Annotated in this window: 20 protein-coding genes and 2 tRNA genes; 6 read left to right on the top strand and 16 right to left on the bottom strand. The window is 40.2% G+C overall.

All coding sequences use genetic code 11. From position 1 onward, the window contains the following. Nucleotides 1–34: 34 nt before the first annotated feature. Nucleotides 35–1,003 carry a hydroxymethylbilane synthase gene (gene hemC / locus ANA7108_RS0112015; RefSeq protein ID WP_016951038.1) on the bottom strand — a complete coding sequence of 323 codons (969 nt, stop codon included), beginning with the start codon at nt 1,001–1,003 and terminating at the stop codon, nt 35–37. Between the two features lie 253 nt (nt 1,004–1,256). Here hemC and ANA7108_RS0112010 point away from each other — a divergent pair, with 253 nt between their 5' ends. The 4 genes from ANA7108_RS0112010 (at nt 1,257) to ANA7108_RS0111995 (ending at nt 4,561) form a co-directional block, all read left to right on the top strand. Next, complete coding sequence (locus ANA7108_RS0112010) at nt 1,257–1,865, top strand: Uma2 family endonuclease (protein ID WP_016951037.1); 609 nt, start codon at nt 1,257–1,259, stop codon at nt 1,863–1,865. A gap of 73 nt (nt 1,866–1,938) precedes the next feature. Continuing rightward, the gene (locus ANA7108_RS0112005) at nt 1,939–2,685 is read left to right on the top strand and encodes a DsbA family protein (RefSeq protein ID WP_016951036.1); all 747 of its coding nucleotides are present in this window, start codon (nt 1,939–1,941) and stop codon (nt 2,683–2,685) included. A 288-nt stretch (nt 2,686–2,973) separates the two neighbouring features. Continuing rightward, entirely contained in the window at nt 2,974–3,678 is a 705-nt protein-coding gene (locus ANA7108_RS0112000; protein ID WP_016951035.1) for a CAP domain-containing protein, read from the top strand. 19 nt (nt 3,679–3,697) lie between these two features. Continuing rightward, on the top strand, nt 3,698–4,561 hold the full coding sequence (locus ANA7108_RS0111995; RefSeq protein ID WP_016951034.1) for an alpha/beta fold hydrolase: 864 nt from the start codon (nt 3,698–3,700) through the stop codon (nt 4,559–4,561). A gap of 88 nt (nt 4,562–4,649) precedes the next feature. On the opposite strand, the gene ANA7108_RS30175 is transcribed toward ANA7108_RS0111995, so the two are convergent. The 8 genes from ANA7108_RS30175 to ANA7108_RS0111960 form a co-directional block, all read right to left on the bottom strand. Continuing rightward, nucleotides 4,650–4,802, bottom strand: a complete 153-nt coding sequence (locus ANA7108_RS30175) for a hypothetical protein (RefSeq protein ID WP_158318360.1) — start codon at nt 4,800–4,802, stop codon at nt 4,650–4,652. A gap of 551 nt (nt 4,803–5,353) precedes the next feature. Further along, nucleotides 5,354–5,425: transfer RNA gene (locus ANA7108_RS0111990), tRNA-Thr, on the bottom strand. Between the two features lie 90 nt (nt 5,426–5,515). Then, a tRNA-Tyr gene (locus tag ANA7108_RS0111985) sits at nt 5,516–5,598 on the bottom strand. Between the two features lie 112 nt (nt 5,599–5,710). Beyond that, nucleotides 5,711–7,531, bottom strand: a complete 1,821-nt coding sequence (locus tag ANA7108_RS0111980) for an ABC transporter ATP-binding protein (protein ID WP_016951033.1) — start codon at nt 7,529–7,531, stop codon at nt 5,711–5,713. An 88-nt stretch (nt 7,532–7,619) separates the two neighbouring features. Then, nucleotides 7,620–8,381 carry a DUF6816 family protein gene (locus ANA7108_RS0111975; RefSeq protein ID WP_016951032.1) on the bottom strand — a complete coding sequence of 254 codons (762 nt, stop codon included), beginning with the start codon at nt 8,379–8,381 and terminating at the stop codon, nt 7,620–7,622. Nucleotides 8,382–8,520: 139 nt separating this feature from the next. Next, the gene (locus ANA7108_RS0111970; protein ID WP_016951031.1) at nt 8,521–8,928 is read right to left on the bottom strand and encodes a ChuX/HutX family heme-like substrate-binding protein; all 408 of its coding nucleotides are present in this window, start codon (nt 8,926–8,928) and stop codon (nt 8,521–8,523) included. 134 nt (nt 8,929–9,062) lie between these two features. Further along, nucleotides 9,063–10,016, bottom strand: coding sequence for a PhoH family protein (locus ANA7108_RS0111965; RefSeq protein WP_016951030.1), 954 nt, complete (start codon nt 10,014–10,016; stop codon nt 9,063–9,065). 350 nt (nt 10,017–10,366) lie between these two features. Then, nucleotides 10,367–10,843, bottom strand: coding sequence for a GNAT family N-acetyltransferase (locus ANA7108_RS0111960; RefSeq protein ID WP_016951029.1), 477 nt, complete (start codon nt 10,841–10,843; stop codon nt 10,367–10,369). Between the two features lie 126 nt (nt 10,844–10,969). Between ANA7108_RS0111960 and ANA7108_RS0111955 the strand changes: the two genes are divergently transcribed. Next, entirely contained in the window at nt 10,970–11,548 is a 579-nt protein-coding gene (locus ANA7108_RS0111955) for a TetR/AcrR family transcriptional regulator (protein ID WP_016951028.1), read from the top strand. Nucleotides 11,549–11,777: 229 nt separating this feature from the next. On the opposite strand, the gene ANA7108_RS0111950 is transcribed toward ANA7108_RS0111955, so the two are convergent. From ANA7108_RS0111950 to ANA7108_RS0111925, 6 genes are all read right to left on the bottom strand, one after another. Beyond that, the gene (locus ANA7108_RS0111950; protein ID WP_016951027.1) at nt 11,778–12,170 is read right to left on the bottom strand and encodes a KH domain-containing protein; all 393 of its coding nucleotides are present in this window, start codon (nt 12,168–12,170) and stop codon (nt 11,778–11,780) included. 7 nt (nt 12,171–12,177) lie between these two features. Further along, nucleotides 12,178–12,438 (bottom strand): 30S ribosomal protein S16, encoded by a 261-nt coding sequence (gene rpsP, locus ANA7108_RS0111945; RefSeq protein ID WP_013190489.1) that lies wholly within the window; start codon nt 12,436–12,438, stop codon nt 12,178–12,180. Between the two features lie 391 nt (nt 12,439–12,829). Then, nucleotides 12,830–14,281, bottom strand: coding sequence for a signal recognition particle protein (gene ffh / locus ANA7108_RS0111940; RefSeq protein ID WP_016951026.1), 1,452 nt, complete (start codon nt 14,279–14,281; stop codon nt 12,830–12,832). Between the two features lie 461 nt (nt 14,282–14,742). Then, nucleotides 14,743–15,228 (bottom strand): hypothetical protein, encoded by a 486-nt coding sequence (locus tag ANA7108_RS0111935; protein WP_016951025.1) that lies wholly within the window; start codon nt 15,226–15,228, stop codon nt 14,743–14,745. 42 nt (nt 15,229–15,270) lie between these two features. After that, a complete protein-coding gene (locus ANA7108_RS0111930) occupies nt 15,271–16,644 on the bottom strand; it encodes an aminopeptidase P family protein (RefSeq protein WP_016951024.1) in 1,374 nt (457 codons plus the stop codon). Between the two features lie 495 nt (nt 16,645–17,139). Then, on the bottom strand, nt 17,140–18,402 hold the full coding sequence (locus tag ANA7108_RS0111925; protein WP_016951023.1) for a VCBS repeat-containing protein: 1,263 nt from the start codon (nt 18,400–18,402) through the stop codon (nt 17,140–17,142). Between the two features lie 627 nt (nt 18,403–19,029). Here ANA7108_RS0111925 and ANA7108_RS0111920 point away from each other — a divergent pair. Then, a complete protein-coding gene (locus tag ANA7108_RS0111920) occupies nt 19,030–20,337 on the top strand; it encodes an aminopeptidase P N-terminal domain-containing protein (RefSeq protein ID WP_016951022.1) in 1,308 nt (435 codons plus the stop codon). 363 nt (nt 20,338–20,700) lie between these two features. Here ANA7108_RS0111920 and ANA7108_RS0111915 read toward each other — a convergent pair whose 3' ends face one another. Continuing rightward, nucleotides 20,701–21,003, bottom strand: coding sequence for a hypothetical protein (locus ANA7108_RS0111915; protein WP_016951021.1), 303 nt, complete (start codon nt 21,001–21,003; stop codon nt 20,701–20,703). Nucleotides 21,004–21,191: the final 188 nt, after the last annotated feature.

Raw genomic sequence — 21,191 nt, 5'->3', positions numbered from 1 at the left:
TTTGTCTGTTATCTATTGTGTGTAACCTATCACCTTATGAGCCGCGTTGGATATCGGTAAAGATTTCCTCCAAAATTTCTGTAGCACCTTGTTGCCGTAAAATACTGGCTAGTTCTGCTCCTAATTTTTCGGCATCGGCAGCTGCACCGCTAACAGTATCTTTAACGAGTCGTTGACCATCAACACTAGCAACTAGACCTTTTAGTGTTAATTCATCACCATTAATTTCTGTATTTACACCAATGGGAACTTGACAACCGCCTTCTAGAACTCGTAAAAATGATCTTTCAGCCAAACAGCGATCGCGTGTTTGTGGGTGTTCAATGGCTTTCAGTAAGGCAATTACTTCAGTATCATCAGCCCGGCATTCTATGCCCAAAGCCCCTTGTCCGACTGCATGAAGGGAAATTTCTGGGGGCAAAATTTGGTGAATGCGATCGCTCATTTCCAATCTTTCTAAACCAGCTACCGCTAAAATCAACGCATCATATTCACCTTTATCCAGTTTTTCCATGCGTGTAATTAAGTTGCCCCGTACATCCTTAAATGTAAAATGAGGAAACTTATGGCGTAACTGTGCCAATCTTCGCAAAGAAGAAGTCCCAATTACCGCACCTGCTGGTAAAGTTTCGATTTGCTGACCTTTATGCTTTTCATGCAACACTACAGCGTCTGCGGGGTTTTCCCGTTCTGTAATAGCTGCCAGTGTTAACCCTTCGGGTAAGTTAGTTGGTAGATCCTTGAGGGAATGAACAGCAAAATCAATGTCTTTATTGATCATGCCTAATTCAAGTTCCTTGGTAAATAGTCCTTTATCGCCAATTTTGGCTAATGCTACATCCAAGATTTTGTCCCCTTGGGTAGACATGGTATGGACTTCAAAAGTAATGTCGGGAAAGCTTTTCTGGAGTTCCGCTTGTACCCAGTATGTTTGAACTAAAGCTAGTTGGCTTTTACGTGAACCAATACGAATAGTGCGTGCAGGACTAGAAACTGAAGTCATAAAACTATTTGTCAAACCAGGCAATAAATTAACATCTATCTAGACTACCGCAGGGAGTGACTTACTGGATTAGATCAATCTAATTCTCTGAAGATTTTATTTGCCAGTGGCTTTACATTTATTTACAATTTAGCCAAATTGGCGGAATAGAAATAAAACATAGATACCCGACTTCTCAAAGAAGTCGGGTATCTGGAAATTATGGAAATTATAATATAATCAAGTTAGCAATAATTCGGTTTTAGGAAATTATATGCTTTTACTTCAAGAATTATCTGAATTATTACAAGCAGAAGATCCAGAAGAACGGCAAACTATTACTGGCGTTAATTGGGAAAATTATGAAGCTTTACTCAATGATTTGGGTGACAGTTTACAATATAGAGTTACATATTTAGATGGAGTCATAGAATTAGTGTCACCAAGTCGTCGCCACGAAATTCGCAAAACTGTGATTGGCTCTTTATTAGAAAGTTACTTTCAAGAAAAACGCATTCGTTATTTTCCCCTTGGTTCTACAACCTTCCGCAAACAAGCAAAAAGAGGAGGAGTAGAACCAGATGAATCCTACTGTATAGGTGTAGAAAAGGAAATTCCTGATCTAGCCATTGAAGTTATAGTCACCAGTGGGGGAATTGATAAATTAGAAGTTTATAAAAGATTGGGTGTGACAGAAGTTTGGTTTTTCCAAAACAATCAATTTGCAGTTTACAATTTGCGTGGTGAAAGTTATCAACTGGTTTCAAAAAGTGAACTATTGCCAAACTTAAATTTGACAATCTTGGCACAATATGTAGTAGCAGATGATCCTTTAGATGCGGCCATAGCCTTCCGGGAAAAAATTAGAGAAATAGCAGATTAGATATATCATCACTATGTTTTGTAACTCATTATCAGCGATACTAAAATAGTCTTAATTTTTCTAGTATTTTCCCATGTTCAATATTTTGAAACCCCTGCGTATCTGGGTAATTTGTAGCTTACTGTGTTTGAGTCTTTTCTGGTCACTTCCTGCTCAAGCTGATACCAAAATCGATCCCCAACTAGAACAGCAAGTACTAGAAATTATCCGCAAACACCCAGAGATAATTATCGAATCGGTGCAAACCTATCAACAGGAACAGCAGCAGAAAGTACAGCAAGCAAGGCAAGAATTTCTACAGAATTTCAAAACTAACACAAAAGATGTCATAGGTGATTCACCCACTACAGGTTCGAGTCAATTAAAAACTGTGTTGATAGAGTTTTCTGATTTTGAATGTCCCTATTGTGCAGAAGCACATATAAAACTCAAAGAGTTGTTAGCAAAGTATCCAAATCAATTTACTTTAGTATATAAACATTTGCCATTGAGCCAAATTCATGAGCAAGCTTTACCAGCGGCAAAAGCAGCTTGGGCGGCATTTCAACAAGGTAAATTTTGGCAATATCATGATGCCCTCTTTACTAATCAAAAGCAACTAGGTGAGACTTTGTATTTAGATATTGCTAAAAATCTCAAGTTGGATTTAGCAAAATTTAAAACTGATCAAAATCGAGCTAATCAAGCAATTGAAAAAGACCTAGAAATGGCTTATAAATTGGGACTTGCTGGCACACCTTCCTTCATACTCAATAGTCAGAATTTTTCTGGGCCAGTTCAGCTATCAGAAATCGAGAATATATTGACAAGTGAGAAATAGCACTAGTTTAGCTCAAGTCTATATCAAAGGAGAGATATTTTGATGCGGAGATTCATTTTGAGATTTAATTAAGTGAACTAACATCACACTTTGTCCTGATAGCAGGTAACAGATTTAAACGTCATTTGGCATCTGATAGAGTGGCATATGGCTAAGGCTATGCTAGAGCTATATCTTATGATAAATTTATGTTTTCATCCAACTGACAACCGCTATAGTCAAAATGCCCTTAATTTAGAAAATTGGGGCTTTTTATAACTTGTCTAAATCAAAATGTGAGGTTATTAAATGCGTAAATTAGGATTTTGGATAGTTTTGCCTTTGACTCTGGTAGCTAGTTTTTATGAGCAACTGCTGCAATCTCAACAATCAACAGCACAATTGACTCCAAATATAGTTAAGAATAATAATTCGACTTTGTTCGCGCAGAAAAGTTACTTGTCACCATTAGAACAACAAGTGATTGATGAAACTAACAAAGTTAGAACTAATCCTCAGTCATACTTACCCATTTTAGAAAACTATAAAAAACGCTTTGAGGGTAATAAAGTCAAAATTGCTAATAATACCTATTTAATTACTCAAGAAGGGGTAAAACCAGTTAATGAAGCGATCGCATTTCTTAAATCAGTCCGTCCTGTAGGTACATTAAAAGCCTCTAAGGGAATGTCTTTAGGTGCTAAAGATCACGTCAAAGACCAAGGAGCAAAAGGTTATACAGGTCATAATGGTAGTGATGGGAGTACTTCTGCTACTCGCATTAATCGTTATGGTAAATGGCAAACCACTGCTGGGGAAAATATCAGCTATGGCATCAACAATGGACAAGATATTGTCATGCAATTAATTATTGATGATGGTGTACCTTCACGCGGTCATCGAACAAACATTTTTAACCCGGCTTTTAAGGTGACTGGTGTCGCTTACGGTTCTCATAAATCCTATAGAAATATGTGTGTAATTACCTATGCAGGCGGCTATATCGAAAAATAAACAGGAGTAGTGGCAAGTTATGAGCGATCGCTATAATACTAAATCTGTACCTCTGAATGTTCACATTCAAGGTCAAGGATTTCCGATTCTAGGTTTACATGGTCATCCTGGAACTGGTCGTAATCTTTCAGTTTTTACAAATCATTTATCAAAACGCTTCCAAACATTTGCCCCAGATTTGCGAGGATACGGCAAAAGTCGCTGCTATAGCAAATTTGAAATGCATGAGCATTTAGATGACTTAGAAGCTCTCCTAGACCGCTTTCAAATTGAAAAATGTTTAGTATTAGGCTGGTCACTTGGTGGTATTTTGGCGATGGAATTGGCACTCCGCTTACCACAGCGTATAACTGGTTTAATTTTGGTAGCAACTTCAGCTAGACCTTGGGGCAATCATCCGCCGATTTCTTTACAGGATAATGTCTATACTGCTATTGCGGGACTATTAAACTATATCAAACCTGGTTGGCAGTGGAATATTGAAACTTTTGGCAAGCGATCGCTCTTGCGCTACTTAATTCAACAACACACAACTACGGCTTACAGCTATATCGCCAAAGAAGCCATACAAGCCTATTTACAAACATCTACTCATGCCACCCGCGCCCTTTATAGCGCCATTAAAGCTGGCTATAACCGACTTCCAGACCTAAAACATATTGAATGCCCCAGTTTAGTACTTGCTGGTTCTCAAGATCGCCACATCACCGCTGATTCTAGTTTAGAGACTGCCAAACACCTGAGAAATTCTCAGTGGCAATGTTACCCCAACACTGCCCATCTTTTCCCGTGGGAAATTTCTCAAGAGTTGCTATCTGATATTGATGCTTGGTTAGAAGCCTACCCACAGGTAATTACAGCAGATTGTAAGTATAGCAGGTGACTCTTAACAGGTGACAGGTGACAGTGCTAAAACTCTTTTGCTGTCTAAGTTTTAGCATTGGTAGATGTCCTAACCCCCTTGTCCGTTGCTATAAATGAGATATGGCAGATAATAGTGTGAAAAGTCTTTTAGTTGCAGCATCTCGCAATACATGGACTATTTCATCAAATGTGCGACGTTGTACCCCAACCAGACGTTTAAATTCTCGATTGGACAATCGCTTTGTTTGTTCGTATTCCATTGGCGGGGCAAATTCAGGTCAAAGTCTCTCACCTTAGCATAAAATAATTTTGCAAGAGGTCTAGATTTTGATTTTTTCTGATAACAAAGATTTTATATGTAAATCTTGTTTGATTACTAATCCTGTTATGTAAGTTATTACCTGTAATGCGATAGTGGTGACGTACTCCACACACTCCCTTATGCCTTACGGCACGCTACGCGAACAGGTGAGTGTGGGCAACGAGCGCGACTCTTCTATGAAGACGTTGACTGAGCTTTAAGACCGTGCGCCCCACAGTTCTTTGGTTGAGCCAAACAATTAGCTTTTATTTTAATAGGCTGCTTTTCAGCATTTAATTGGATTACACCTACTGGTTAAAATTATATCAAATATTTGGAAAAAACCAAGAAAGTGTTCATTCCGCACTTCGTGCCGCTTCGCTAACACCGACCAACATTGCTGATTTCGCTATGCTCAATTTCGCTCGTTGCTCAATTCGTCACTCACTCACAATTCATCCCACGCTCCTAAGAGTGAGACGTGGGGCAACATGGCTGCTTATGCTAAAAAGCCCGTGACGAGGATTGAACTCGTGACCTCACCCTTACCAAGGGTGTGCTCTACCACTGAGCCACACGGGCGAAAATTTACCTATTACTTAGAGTTATGAGTTACAAAGCTGAAAAATTTGCTCAATACTCAGCTATTGTAACTCACTTCTGTAGGAGCAGTGGGCCGAGCTGGATTTGAACCAGCGTAGGCGTAAACCAACGGATTTACAGTCCGTCTCCATTAACCACTCGGACATCGACCCGTTATGTCCCACGTTTTACAATAATATCACTAGCTTTTAGATTTGGCAAGGGTTAAAAACAATTTTTTTTCTGTAAAACCTAAAAGGTCTATACCAAAAGAGTTTCGAGTGGTTAAACGATGATATCTCCTGTTTCTTGCAGGGAGTGTAAACGGTGGTAAATGCCTTCTTGGTGCAATAACTCAGCGTGGCTACCAACTTCGGCAATTTTCCCTTTGTCGAGGACTACGATTTTATCGGCTTCTCTGACTGTGGTGAGACGGTGGGCGATGATAATTGTGGTACGAGTTCCTTGAATTGAACGCATGGCTAATTGAATGGAACGCTCAGACTCATAATCTAAGCTAGAGGTAGCTTCGTCAAAAATCAATATGTCCGGTTCTACCAACAACGCCCTAGCAATTCCTAAGCGCTGTCTTTGTCCACCTGATAACCTCACACCTCTTTCACCCACAACTGTGTAATAACCTTGGGGTAGGTGCTGAACTACTTCGTCAACTTTGGCCATTCTACAAGCTTCCTGTACCTGATCAAAAGTCGCATTTGGCCGACCATATTTGAGGTTATCTAGGATAGTACCGTTGAAAATATCTACTTCTTGGTGAACAATTGCTAATCTGCGTCTATAATTACCTACATCTAAGGTGCGAATGTCTTCACCATCAATCAAAATTTGCCCTGTTTGCGGTTCAAAATAGCGCAAAAGCAACTTAACTAAAGTAGATTTACCAGATCCAGATATTCCTACTAAGGCTACTGTTTGATATGGCTCAATTAACAAGTTAATATCTTGCAAGACTTGACGATTGCCATCATATCCAAAACTAACGTGAGAAAATTCTATTTTTCCAGTAAATTCATCAGGGATTTCCGTCTGAATTTTTTCTGAGATAAGTCCATATGAATCTACTCCTGATGGTGTTTGTAGCAATTCATGGAACCGCATCATAGAAGAATAACGACGAGCAAAAGATTCTGCCAGGTTGCTGATAGGTTCTAACTCAGAATATGCCATGCTAGAAAGAGTTAAAGTCATTACAAAATGACCAAGAGAAATTTTACCATTTAGTGTGGCAGCTAGAGTTAAACCCAAAATCATAAACACACAAAACTGAATTACAGTTTTTTGCAAAGTTGCTAGTTTTACATAACCTTTGTGAAGTCGGTAATCCACTACTTTTAATTCTCGATGCAAACGTTGTTTTTGTCGCTCAAGTTCCTGAGATTCTGTTGCAAATGCTTTGACTGTTTTGATATTTGTGATAATTTCTGAAGTGTGACTTTCTGTATTTTCGATATGTTTATCTATCAGAATTTCACACCTAATTAGCCGCTGTAATTGCTGGAATGTAAAGCTGAGAATAACTACAAAGGAAATTAATAATAAGGCTGCAATTCGCCATTCAATCAAGGAAATAAATACAAATATTCCCACCACACGCATGAGTTTAGGAATAAATTGTCCAGCAATTTCTGGATAACCCCAAGTATGGTTTAAAATTCCTCTCGATACTCTTCCTGCAATGCGTCCAGGATTATTTTCATCGTAAAATTCCAGCGGGAGAGTGAGAATTTTTTCGATAGCTTTTTGGCTTTTATCTCGACGCGCTCTTAAAGCGATATCCCAGTGAAACCAACTAGTTAACCAAGGCTGTGTTGGCGCTCTAACTACGGTAACACAAAAGATTAACCCCAGTAAAAAAGCTAGTGATAGATTTTTATCAACTGGATAATTTGTGATATTTCCCAGAGTAAAAATCGCTTTTTGTATTGGTTGGTCTAAGGGTTGATTAGACAAAATATTTAATATTTGTCCAATCGCATAAGGGAGAACTAAATCAAGAATTTCGTAAAGACTGGCTGCGGTAATGCTGAAAATACTCAGCTTCCAGTAAGGACGAAAATAATTGAGAATATCGCGAAAATTCGCCATGATGAATAATATTATAAAGCATAACCATTGGCTGGTAAACTTTATACTACAGTTATGCTACAAAAGAGTCAAGCTGTAAATGATTAAATCATTCTTGAGACGTATTCTGCGGTGTTGAGGAGAAAAATTCCAGACGATAACGATAAAGAGCAACAGGTCGAGAACCTGCAGTAAAGTAATCAGGATCTTGGGGAGAAAGGTAGACAGCAGTAACTTGATCTGCTTCAATAGATGGATGAGATTTTGAAAGTTTGTGGTAGGCTGTTGTCGATTCTACAGAATTGAAATAGGGACGAGAACCACCTTTAAATAATTGTTGAAATACTTCTGTCGTGATGAACTTATTAGGTGATGTTTCTGTAGTACGTGCAGTAACAATAGAAACTAATTGACGTTCGCCACGTAAAAATGTAATTTGACGATTAGGAGATTCTGGATCTACTTTGACTGATAAAACAGCTTCATTTCCTAAATAAGCTCTTGATAAATTTAAGCTATTAAATACTCTATCAGCTACTAATATTTGATTTTGATTATCTATTTTGGGTATAAGTTTTGAACCGGAAACTTGCGGTTTAACTTTTATAAATCTTACTAAAAAAGTAACAGGTTGATTTAGTTGACGACGATTTCCTTCAAACCCAGGTGTGATGATATCTGGTGCTAAAGGTGCGGCTAAATCTACTAAAGTACTGGTAACTTGCCAATTTCCAGCCATCCAATCAGGATATACTAAATCCCCTTCGGCTGGTTTAACTGAAGTTAATTTTTCCCATTGAGGGAAATGTGCTAATCGTTCTGCTAATTCTCCGGCTTGAGCTTCACTGTTTCCTACTACGAGTAAAAGCATTAAAAAAAAGCTGAAACTTATTTTAATAAACATACTAATATTATAGGAAGATTTAGGGTTAATAATTGGTGTTAATTGATATTTTTAGGGAGGCAGAGCCTCCTAATTGCATTCCCAGTCAGAGACTGGGAACGAGGGATTACAAAGTTTCAATTGGTAAAGGTTGCCAAACTTCTCCATATTTTTCTTTTAATGCTTGCCAATTTTCTACTTGACCTGGTTCATATTCTCCGGGTTTACCCCATTGTAGAAATATGCTTAATGCAGGTTCTTGTTTTTCATCTAAAAGCCGAATTGCATAAGTTGTAAAGTTGCCTCTTTTGGCTTCACCTGTTTCAAATTTCACTTGAGTAATTTTGTCCATATTCAGGTGAAATTCAAAGTCATCGGTGTGCATATTTGCATATTTGCCTTTGAGCAATTCGGCATAAAATAGTTTTTCAATCTTACATCTTGCTTCCAAAACAGTGGCGCTGCTGGTGACAATAAGCCTGACATTACCTAAGTTTTGACAAGCTTCTATAAATTCTCTCAAAGTAGTACTCATAAGCTAGGTTTTTTTACTAAATGATTAATGACTAATAACTAATGATTTATTGATGTTAGAAGCCCACGGATTTATGGAATCAATCTAAAATCTAAAATCTAAAATCTAAAATCCCAAATTGTCTGATTAATTAACTATTTTTCGTACTGTTCATAGGCAGCAACAATACGCTGCACTAAAGGATGACGCACGACATCTTTTTGGGTAAATTCGCAAAAGGCAATGCCTTCAACGTGTTTAAGAATTTGTAAAGCTACAGATAAACCTGATTGTTGGTTAATGGGTAAATCGGTTTGGGTGATGTCACCTGTAATCACCATGCGAGAACCAAAACCCAAGCGAGTCAAAACCATTTTCATCTGCGCGGGTGTGGTATTTTGGGCTTCATCGACAATTACAAAGGCGTTACTCAAAGTCCGCCCTCGCATATAGGCGAGGGGTGCAACTTCAATTACACCACGTTCTATCAAATTGGGGATTTTTTCGGGGTCGATAAATTCATGAATGGCATCATAAAGAGGGCGGAGATAGGGATCGACTTTTTGCTGTAAATCTCCGGGTAGAAAACCGAGTTTTTCACCGGCTTCGACGGCTGGACGGGTTAAAATGATCCGTTCAAACTGATTGGAGAGGAGTTCTTGGACGGCGACAACAACGGCGAGATAGGTTTTACCAGTTCCAGCAGGTCCAATACCAAAGGTGAGGTCACGCTTGCGGATGGATTCGATGTATTGTCGCTGACGAAAGGTTTTGGCGCGAATTTCTTGACCCCGGCGAGTTTTGGAAAGGATGTCTCGCTGTAGGTCTTGTAGTTCACCTTGGCGATCGCTCTCTATGGCTTGACGGGCTGTTAAAATGTCAGCAGTTGAGATATTATTACCTTTACTCCAGAGACTTTCGAGCGATCGCACTAATTGCGCCGCTAGTTCAACTTGCTTGTCTGTCCCAGCAATCAGTAGTTCCTGTCCACGTAAAACTAAGCTGGCTCCTGTTTGTTGAGATAGGAATTTGAGATTTGCTTCCCCATATCCTGCTAGTGCGATCGCACTAGGAATATTAGGCAGCTGAATTGTTAAAGCACCTGCCATAGTTTTTTTACAATTAGTTGAGGAGCAGTTCTTGATCAAGATGATGTTGTCCTGAAGAAACCAACAAATTATTTTTTAAGTTTTTCTAAAATTTCTAAAAATTTATACTATTTTAACTTAAAGTATGATGAAAAAATTGCAAGAGTTCAGGAGTCAGGACAATACGGTTCTGTTAGGGACTTCCAAATAAAAAAATGTACAAAAATTTCTTGTGGTGCGGGACGAAAAGCCCGCTAATCAATAAAGGACGGGTAGGATGCCCATCCCACAAGATTGGATAATTTATTTTCTGGTGTTCCCTTAAGCCCTAAGTGGCATTGAGTATAGAAAAAGTGAGTGTTTCTAATTCACTACCCCTGAGTAGAGAGTGCCTTGCGGAAAACTATCTTGTCTGCCCCTTGTGCATAGAACTCGCGTATACGTGCTTCTTCTTCGTAACCGTTCTGGCGATAGAATGCTCGCACATACTCAAAATCTGGCGTACCCATCGTCTCAACCAGTAAGACCCGCGCACCCCGGTTTGCCAAAGTCTGCTCTACAAAGAGTAGCAGTTTCGCACCACGTCCTTGCCTTTGGTGAGTCGGGTGGACGGCAATCAATTGCAGGTTCCATGTCCCGCTGGTCATTCGTTCCGGTTCGCAGTAGGCTAATCCCACAAGTCCGTCATCGTCGTCTGTAATCCAGAATGGATGAATGTCGCTATCTTTGCTCAACGAATTGGTCAACATCTGACGCAACTCCTCTAGTTCGTCAGACGAAAAGAATTCGATAGAGTCAGCTAAGGCAATTAGTGCATCTGTGTCATCGGGCATGATTGGTCGGATCATAGCAAACTTTAGGTGTGTAAAAAAATAAATATGATAACAGTTGTTATGTTTCAAGAAAAAATATAACAACTGTTATGATTAGATGTCAAGATGATTGTTTTATGTGGCTGCAAACTAGGGAGAGTTATGAGTTATGATAACCGCCGCATTGAAGTTGCTAATGCGGCATGGCGGGTGATTATCCGTGAAGGATTAGATCGTACCAGTATGCGAGCGATCGCGCAGGAACTTGGCTCATCGACTGGGGTTGTTACCCACTACTTTCGAGATAAAGAAGAACTCATCTTATTTGCCCTAGAACGAGTGTTTGAAAACGTGCTAGAGAATATGAAAGTATGTATCAAGGGACAGGAAGGAATTGACAGGCTAGAACAGATAATTTTTACGGCTCTCCCTCTGAATATCAGTGATAAAGCCGATTGGAAAGTTTGGGTGGCGTTTTTGGGCTATTCAATCGGGCGCGAACATCTAGTTCAGGAACACCAAAAACGCTATGACGTTTTACAGCAAATTATTTCTCAAGAGTTAGCTGACTTGCAAAGAGCTAATCTGATTCGAGCCGATCTTGATGTAACCCTCGAAGCCAATGCACTCATCGCCCTAGTGGATGGCATTGGCACTAGAATTGTCATCTGTCCTGAGCAATTCTCGGCAGAGCAACAAAAATACCTTGTGCGGCGACATATCAATACTTTACTGGCATGATCTTGAACACTGATCCGTAAGTTTCAAAGGGCTTATATAAATCTTTGCTTTAAAATCCAAAATCTAAAATTCAATTGATTCTGAGAATAGGACAGCAACAGATGTCCATACTTACTGGTAACTCCGTCATAGTAACGAAAGATTCCGAAAAGCTTTGACTATCTTGTTGCTACCTGTCTCAATCTTTCCCACAACTGATTACTGGTTAAGTCTTCTTAAATTTCCCAGTTTAGACCAAGCGAGAGCGGGGTTTAGCAACAGGCATGGGAATGCTTCCACTTCTTTCTCTCGATTTTGGTGGTGGTATTCTTTCTTCCTGTTCTTCATCAAAAGACATACCATCTCGACTTTGGGAACTGCTACCGTAGATATCCAGGTATACTGATTGCCCTGCTAATTCTGCGGCTGCGGCGATTACCGTACGAATCGCCTGAATATTCCGTCCTCCACGACCAAAGACTTTTCCTTTGTCTGTGGTTTCAAAGGCGATGCGAATCCAAGTCCTGTTAAGGTTTTCAGATATTTCACAATCGACGCTTAAAGACTCTGGAGATTCTAAAAACGGTTGGACAAGAAACTTAACCAGCCCAACATAGTTAGGACTGGCTGTTAGTGATTTCATCTCAAGTTTATGATGCGGCTGTTGCACTGACCTGTTCAAAAACATTAGCTTTTACAAGGATGCGACGTACAGTATCGGTGGGTTGAGCGCCTTGCTGTAGTCGTTTGACGATGCCGGGAACGTCTAGTCTGACTTCATCGGTTCTGGGGTTGTAAAATCCTAGTTCTTCTAGGGGACGACCATCACGACGAGATAGGTCATTAATAGCAATAATGCGGTAACTTGCTTCCCGCTTTTTACCGAATCGCTTCAAGCGCAGTTTGATCATGTTGAGAAATCGTTCTCCTGTTTGGTTAGGTGCTTAGTTTGTGGCTAGTTAATGAAGCAGTGACTAGGCTAGACTGCCTCTATTCAAAAGTTCCGATGTTGAAATGACAATTTTAGCACTTGCTAGGCATTATTGGGTGACGATTCATGAAAAGACGCGGGGACGCGGAGATGGGGGGACGCGGAGACAGGAATTGGACGAGGATTGCAACAGAACCCAATTCTAAGCGTCTGAATCGAAGATTCAGAGGGGGCTTCATACCCATGAACATTCGTTCCCAAGGGAGCTTCATATCCCGCGTCGGGCAGATGACAGGGAAACTGTCCGCGTCCCCGTATCCCCGCGTCTCCTCGTCCTCTTCGGTGATTGGGGAAGAGTTTTTTCCCAATCGTTAAAGTGTGCCAAAGCCTTTTTTCTTTTTCTCTTTCTTTTTCTTTTGGGCGGGTAGTGCGCCACCAGGATAACCGCGCCAACCTGGAGAGGGGCGATTACCTGCGGCTAAGGGGTTGCCACCGCCGCCGAACATTCCGGGCATACCGGGGAAATTGCCTTGACCCATTTGTTGCATGAGCGATCGCATTTTTTGGAAATCAGCTACCAATTTGCTGACATCTGCTTCTCTATAGCCTGAACCAGAAGCAATTCGCCGCCGCCGACTCGGAGAACTAGATAATAAATCTGGATCACGCCGTTCTTGGCCAGTCATGGAATTAATCATGGCTTCACAGCGTTTTAGCTGGGTTTCCCCTTGCTTTAACTGGTCATCGGAAAGCTTGCCCATGCCCGGAATCATCTTCATGATCCCACCCAAAGAACCCATATTTTTCAACAGACGCATCTGTTTGAGAAAATCTGTAAAGTCGAACTTGGCCGACAAAATTTTCTCTTGCATTTGCTCGGCATCTGCCAAGTCTATTTCTTCCTGGGCTTTTTCTACTAAAGTCAGAACGTCTCCCATACCGAGAATCCGGGAAGCCATCCGGTCAGGATAAAACGGTTGCAGCGCCTCGACTTTTTCACCGACACCGACAAACTTAATTGGCGCACCGGAAATTTGGCGTACTGACAAGGCTGCACCACCCCGGCTATCACCATCCATTTTGGTCAGGATTGCCCCAGTAATCCCAATTTGATCATGGAAGGTGCGGGTGAGATTTGCTGCCTCTTGACCAGTCATTGAGTCAACAACCAAGAGGGTTTCATCTGGTTGGACTGTTGACTTGATCCGGGCTAATTCCGCCATCATTTCTTGGTCAATTTGTAACCGACCTGCGGTATCAATAATGACTGTATTTATCCCTTCAGCCCTGGCGCGTTCCACACCTTGGCGGGCAATTTCTACAGGATCTGCGTCGCTACCTAATTCAAATACTGGTACGTCTATTTGCTTACCGAGTGTGATTAGCTGGTCAATAGCGGCGGGACGATATATGTCTGTGGCAACTAATAAGCAACTACGCTCTAATTTCCGTAAATGTAAAGCTAATTTAGCAGTAGCGGTGGTTTTACCAGTACCTTGTAAACCAGCCATGAGGACAACAGTGGTTTTACCCTCAACTTCTGCCAGGGGAACATTTTCTTCCCCCATTACCTGCACCAGTTCATCGTAAACAATTTTGATAAACTGTTGGTCAGGACGCACGCCTGCAATTACCTCGGCTCCTTGAGCTTTGGTTTCAACTTCGGTAATAAAATCTTTAACTACTTGGAGGTTGACATCTGCTTCCAACAAGGCGCGGCGCACTTCCCGCAAAGCGTCTTGAATGTTGGATTGAGAGATTTTATCTTGTCCCCGCAGTTTTTTCCAGGCGGACTCTAAACGGTCAGACAGTGCATCAAACATAATTCAGTTACAACGTAGTTAGTCAATGGGGGAGTCTGAATTGCTGCTGGGTGCGATTCAGAATTTTAAGATTCTTTTTACCAGCTTAGTAGTTTTCACGGCGAGTGTAGCAACGGTATGCCGACATCTAGGCTGAGGTTGCTAACCGCAGGGTGCAGGGAGAGGAAGAATATTCAATATTTACAGGATTTACGCACGAATCATGAACTATTGAACCGCGAAGACGCGAAGAACGCGAAGGAAAGAGGGTTTGAAAGGTTTTTTACGTAAGTCCTGTTTTTTAACCGAGTACCGTGGGTTTAAATCCCCCTGTTCAATAACCGGCAAGTTTTGGGTCGGGGTCTAAATCCCCGTCACAAAACTTAATTACGAATTACGAATTACGAATTACGAATTACGAATTACGAATTACGAATTACGAATTACGAATTACGAATTACGAATTACGAATTACGAATTATTTAAGAACTGCCTTTTTTTGATTGATTGGCTGCTGGTTTTGAACGTTCTTGTTGATAAAGACTGACAACTTTTTTAACGTAGTCAGCAGTAAAACCTTTGTCGCAGCCTGTATAATTACCAGTCATCCACCAACAAGCGACTCCACGCACAGCAGCGGTTTCGTTATTTTTTGTAGCCAGAAATTGATTATTTAACTCTCGTTGTGTGATGCAAGAGATAACTTGACGGGCTATTTTGGGGTTATTTTCAAACTGACTTGGTGTTAATTCTTTTTTCAGACAAGTTTTTGACCAACCTTTGAGGGTTTCTGGTTTGACTTGCCATTGACTATAATATCCATCATTTGGCTTGTTGGGTTGAGGTGCAGCTAGTCGCAGTGCTTCTACCATTGCTGCAACTTTGGAATCTGCAACTGGTTGCTGTGCTTGAGCTAAGAATGGCGATAGTCCTAGGCTGATAATAACTCCGGCGAGTAGCGATCGCATGGGCTTGCTCCTGATAACTTTGAATTTGTCTCACGATTTAGTTTAACTAACTAGCAAGTCTTCGACAGCACTAGCTTGATTTGGTAAATCAGCGGTTAAAACTTCCCTACCTGTTTCTGTAACTAATACATCATCTTCAATGCGGATTCCACGCACATCGGCAAATTGTTCTAGTCTTTCCCAATTGACTAAATATTGATATTGAGAACGAGTTTTCGGATTATTGAGAATGGCTGGAACTTGGTAAAATCCTGGTTCTATGGTGACTAACATTCCCGGACGCAGGGGACGATTTAACCGCAGATAACTCAGGCCAAAGCGATCGCTTCTTTTTCTGCCCTCATCATATCCTGCTACATCGCCTAAATCTTCCATATCATGAACATCTAAACCCAAAAGATGCCCAATTCCGTGGGGAAAAAACAGCGCATGAAGATCCATTTTGACTAAATCTTCTGGCTTACCTTGTAAAATCCCCAAATCTACCAAACCTTCAGCAATCACAGTTGCCGCTAACAGATGAATTTCTGCATATTCCACATCAGGGGCAATATTTTCAATACAAGCATCATGGGCAGCTAAAACAATATCATAAATATCTCTTTGAGTAGATGAAAATTTACCGGAAACCGGATAAGTGCGGGTAATATCCGCAGCCCAACCTGTCTCAGTTTCTGCACCGACATCAGCTAAAAGTAAATCCCCTGGTTGCAGGGAGTTGTAATAATGCCCATTGTGTAAAACTTCGCCATGTACCGTCACAATGCTAGTGTAAGCAGTGGTCATATTTTGACTCATAATTACTGCTTCCATTGCGGCGCGGACTTCTGCTTCTAGTTTAGCTTGAGGTGTAGCAGCCATTCCTGCTTTGTGTGCTTCTACACTCACAGCCGCTGCTTTACGTAATTCTACTAACGCCGCTGCATCGTGGGTGAGACGTAAGGAAACAATAGCTTTAGCTAGTTCTAAATCAATTCCTGCAAGTTGATTTTTTGGTAACACCCATCTATCTAATAATTGTGTTTGCTGTGTCCAAGTAGCAGCATCTTGAACAGGAAGAGTAGCAGCATTTTCTAAATAATCTTCTAATTCTGCCATTGGTCTGGCATCATCTGCGCCTATTTTGGCGGCGATTTCTTCACGAGTGGGCATTTCTCCATGCCACAGGGCGCTGCTGGGGTGGGGGTCATCTATAAATAGTTGTAGATTGCCACTTTCTAGGCGAATAGCGGCGTTTTGTAAAGGAATTCCGGCGAAATAGAGGAAATGGCTATTGGCGCGAAAGGGAAAGGTATTAGCGAGGAAGTTGCGGGGACTGCTACTACCAGACCAAAGAATTGCCGGAAAATCAATCAGGGTAGCTAGTTTCTGGCGACGGTGACGGAGGGTTTCGGTGAGGTTGGTGGAGGTGTGCATAAGTTAAAACCACATATTTTGTAGGGGTTTAGCAATGCTAAACCCCTGTCTGATGGAATAAAACTATTAAATATTTTTAAGTTATGAGCTTAATTATTTTAATTTTATTGCATGATATTTCTTCCTTATCAAGTTAACGATAACACATCCAAAACTCCATGTCAATACTTCTCTTCCTCTCTATGCGTCAGGTTCACATTTACGGAAGATGTCTGAATCAGGATTTCCAGGATTTAAGGATGAACGGGATAAAATAGAGTCAGAGACTCTGTGATAGCATTCCCAGTCAGAGACTGGGAACGAGATATAGATCAAAAAAAGCGATCGCACTCTGTTAAATCAAAAGAGCGATCGCTTGGTAAAATTTCAGAAAAGTCGTCAGTTATGTTGTGTCCGTCTAATCACTTATCAAAAAAACTCTCCGCGTCCCCATGTCTCCGCGTCTCTTATGTCCCCGCGTCAATCTAAATGATAAGTATTCAACTAGACATGATATTAGCCTGTGTACCATTCTGAAGTCAGCTTATCTGCATCAGCTACAGGAGTTTCACTGGCTAGAGTGCCATTCATTGTCCAGATTGTGTCTGCACCTGTTTGTTGATCTCTCCAGTAGATATCGGTTTTGCCATCACCGTTAAAATCACCAAGAGATGATGTTAAAGCTGTGCTATTGCTAGGCAAGAAAGCTTCAGAACTAATAGCAGTACCATCCATCAACCAAGCGGTGTTTGCGCCAGTTGTGGAATTGTGCCAGAAGATGTCAGTTTTACCGTCGCCATTGAAATCGCCAATATTCGCAGCCCAGTCTGTACCCAATGTATTAACAGTACCTTCGGTAACAAAAATACCATTCATTGTCCATATCTTATTTTCACCTGTGCTGGTGTTACGCCATAGAATGTCGGTTTTGAAGTCGCCGTTAAAATCGCCTAGGGTAGAAGTCCAGGATGCATCCTGTGCTTGGAGATTATATTTGGTGGCTTGGCTACCATCCATAAACCAAGCGGTATTTTCACCGGTTGTGCTGTTACGCCAGAAGATGTCACTCTTACCGTTACCGTCAAAGTCAACAATGGTTGCAGTCAGACCTGGGTCTGTAGTTTCTAGCACATTTGCACTAACTACTGTTGTTCCATCCATTTGCCAAATGGCATTCTCACCAGTGGTAGCATTATTCCAGAAAATATCGGTTTTGCGATCGCCATTGAAATCGCCAATATTTGCAGTCCAACCTGGATCAACTCTATCTAAAGTCAGGTAACTAGAAACTCTTGCACCATCCATTAGTACAACTACATTCTCACCTGTTTCTTTGTTGCGTAACAGAAAGTCTGTTTTATTATCGCTGTTAAAATCAGCGGTTTTATAAGTCCAGGTATTCAAGTCATATTGACCTAAAGAAGCCTGTTCCATAACTTGTGTACCATTCATTAAGCGAACGATAATTTCACCTGTTTGAGCATTTACCCAAAGTTTATCTGTTTTACCATCACCATTGAAATCAGGAACAATGGCTGCACTAGTTAAATAAGGATTAGGATTGGGGTTGGAACTTCCTGATGGGAACTGAGGTATTAAATCAAGTGGGAAAGGAGATTGTAGAGGAGATTGTTCGTTCTCTAGTGTGCTGGCAGAACTCTTGCTGGCAGTTGAGGTATTAAGAGAAGTTGTAAAATCTTGTGATTTAGCAAGAGAGTCTAATCCCGCAGTCGCTTGGTTTTCTAAATATAATCCTGACTGAGTTGCTGCTTTAAACATGGTGTGTTTTTAAGAGTAATTAATATAAAGTTTTAATTTGGTTTCAATAAAGATTCTGTTAATCAAAAACATTTAGCTAATTCTTTTGAGCAAATGTCATTATTTAAAGATAATATCCTTAATGTTAAAAAATTATATTTTGCCAAAATAAAAGTTGTGCTTAAACAATCAAAAAAAGATTTTATTTTTTGTTTGTCAATGTCATAATTTCAGGATAAAGTCTTGCTTCTTTGACAATTTCAATTAGTGGCAATTAATGTTAGAGAAGATTTATTAATTCTATGGAAATAAAACAAATATAGCCTTTCCTAGGAAGAGTGAAGTACAAAAACATCTGCGTTCATCTGCGTTCATCTGTCTTGAAAAGTTTCCTACGCCGGGAAACCCGGCTTCGAGGAACTTTTCGCTGCGTTTAATTATTACAGCTTGGATCTCACTTGAATGATAATTGCTATAACAGAACTTTCGCACAAATAAATGATGAATGAGACTTTGAGGCTTCTTTGCGTAAGTCATGAAATAATTAATTGCGTGCATGAGAAATTGGCTAGAATAACTTAAAGTAGTAACTAATCATCTAGTTACTAAAGTTAAAAACGATACTATATTTCCAAAAGTCAATTAGCTATGCAATCAGAATATCAGCAACGTCGTGAGCAGTTAATGGCGAAAATAGGTAGTGGTACAGCGATTTTTCGCAGCGCACCTTCAGCAGTCATGCACAACGATGTCGAGTATGTTTATCGTCAAGATAGTGATTTTTACTACTTAACTGGTTTTAATGAAGCTAAAGCAGTCGCAGTTTTAGCACCCCATCACTCAGAACATCGGTTTATTTTGTTTGTTCAACCTAAAGATAGGGAAAAGGAAGTTTGGAGTGGTTATCGCTGTGGAGTGGACGCAGCAAAGGAAATCTATGGTGCAGATGAAGCTTACCCCATTGCAGAGTTGGATGAGAAGTTACCGCAGTATTTAGAAAAGAGCGATCGCATTTATTATCATCTAGGACGCGATCGCAATTTTAATGATACCATTCTTAAACATTATCAAAGTTTACTGCGTACCTATCCCAAACGGGGAACAGGACCAGTTGCGATAGAAGATACCAGCACTATTTTACATAGTTTGAGATTACATAAAAGTAACACCGAAATCGACTTAATGCGTCAAGCGGCGGATATTGCGGTGGAAGCACATAATCACGCTTTAAGTATTACCGCACCGGGACGCTATGAATATGAAATCCAAGCAGAAATAGAACATATTTTCCGACTGCGGGGTGGAATGGGACCAGCTTATCCTTCCATTGTTGCTGCTGGTAAAAATGCTTGCGTTCTGCACTATGTAGAAAATAATTGTCAGATGCAAGCAAACGAATTGTTATTAATTGATGCTGGTTGTGCTTACGGTTATTACAATTCTGATATTACCCGTACATTTCCGGTAAGTGGAAAATTTACCCCAGAACAAAAAGCGTTATATGAAATTGTTTTAGAAGCACAAAAACAAGCCATATCAGAAGTCAAACCCGGTAATGCTTTTGATGCACCTCATAAAAAAGCAGTGCGTATTCTCACAGAAGGTTTAGTAGAATTGGGTTTATTGAAAGGGGAAATTGACAAATTAATTGAAGAGGAAAAATATAAACCATTTTATATGCACCGCACCAGTCATTGGTTAGGTTTAGATGTGCATGATGTTGGTGTTTATCAACATGGAGAAAATCCGCAACTTTTACAACCTGGTCAAGTGCTAACAATAGAACCAGGACTTTATATTGTACCTGATACCAAACCCGCAGAAGACCAACCAGAAATTGACCCCCGTTGGGTGGGAATTGGGGTTAGAATTGAAGATGATGTGTTAGTCACCGCAGACGGAAATGAGGTTTTAACTGCGAGAGTGCCTAAAGAAATTAAGGATGTAGAAAGATGATATAGATCCCCGACTTCTTGATATTAATTTGGGAATTTATTGAGGAGATATCAAAGAAGTCGGGGATCTGATTTGGTCTTTTATAGTTTACTTTAGTAAACTTTGGCTATTAGCCCGGAAATTCATTTCTGGGCGGGTGTGGAAGCTAACAGATCAATTCTCATTAAATAAAATACTTTTTTGCTGAGTTAAATTAACCTAAAACCGATAAACCGCCTGGGAATGATAGCGAAGCGTGGCGTAAGCCATATTCCCAGTCTCATAGCAAAAGTCATCTAAAGATGACTAAAGAACAGAAAATTGTAAAATTGGGTAGGGGTTTAGCATTGCTAAACCCTTACATTATTAACCATTATTCGGTTTTCAGACATCATCTAAAGATTGTAAAATTTCCTCTAACTCTTCTCTAGTTTCTTTTGCAAATTGTACACTACCAATACTAGCCATAATTCCCCCTCCTGCGGTGAGACTTGCTTCGGGAATTTTATCTATATACAATAAACCCACACCTAATAAAGTTATAATTGCTGATGCAGTGCTGACACCTAAAGCTAAATTAAATGTGAGTTGAGTTTGTCTGATAAATTCAGCAATGATTTTTTCTTGCATCTGTTTTTTAACTTCCTGTTCTTGAGGTTGGTTCTTGGTGAAAAATTTGAATTTCATAGCTTTTCTTCCTTTTAGTTTCAATCAATTTCCTTAACTTGTTCATATAGTAAGCAATGTACAAAACATTAAAAAGATATAATTAGGTTATAAATATTGACTTTTTCTCCCTAGCTTTTAGGGAGTTTAGGGAAAGATCAATACCCCAAATTCCCTAGACATAAATCACTCAGTTTTGCTATAGTATA

The sequence above is a fragment of the Anabaena sp. PCC 7108 genome, assembly GCF_000332135.1.
Taxonomy (GTDB): domain Bacteria; phylum Cyanobacteriota; class Cyanobacteriia; order Cyanobacteriales; family Nostocaceae; genus Anabaena.
Note: the sequence above shows the minus strand (reverse complement) of the source record. Positions and strands in the feature narration are given on the sequence as shown.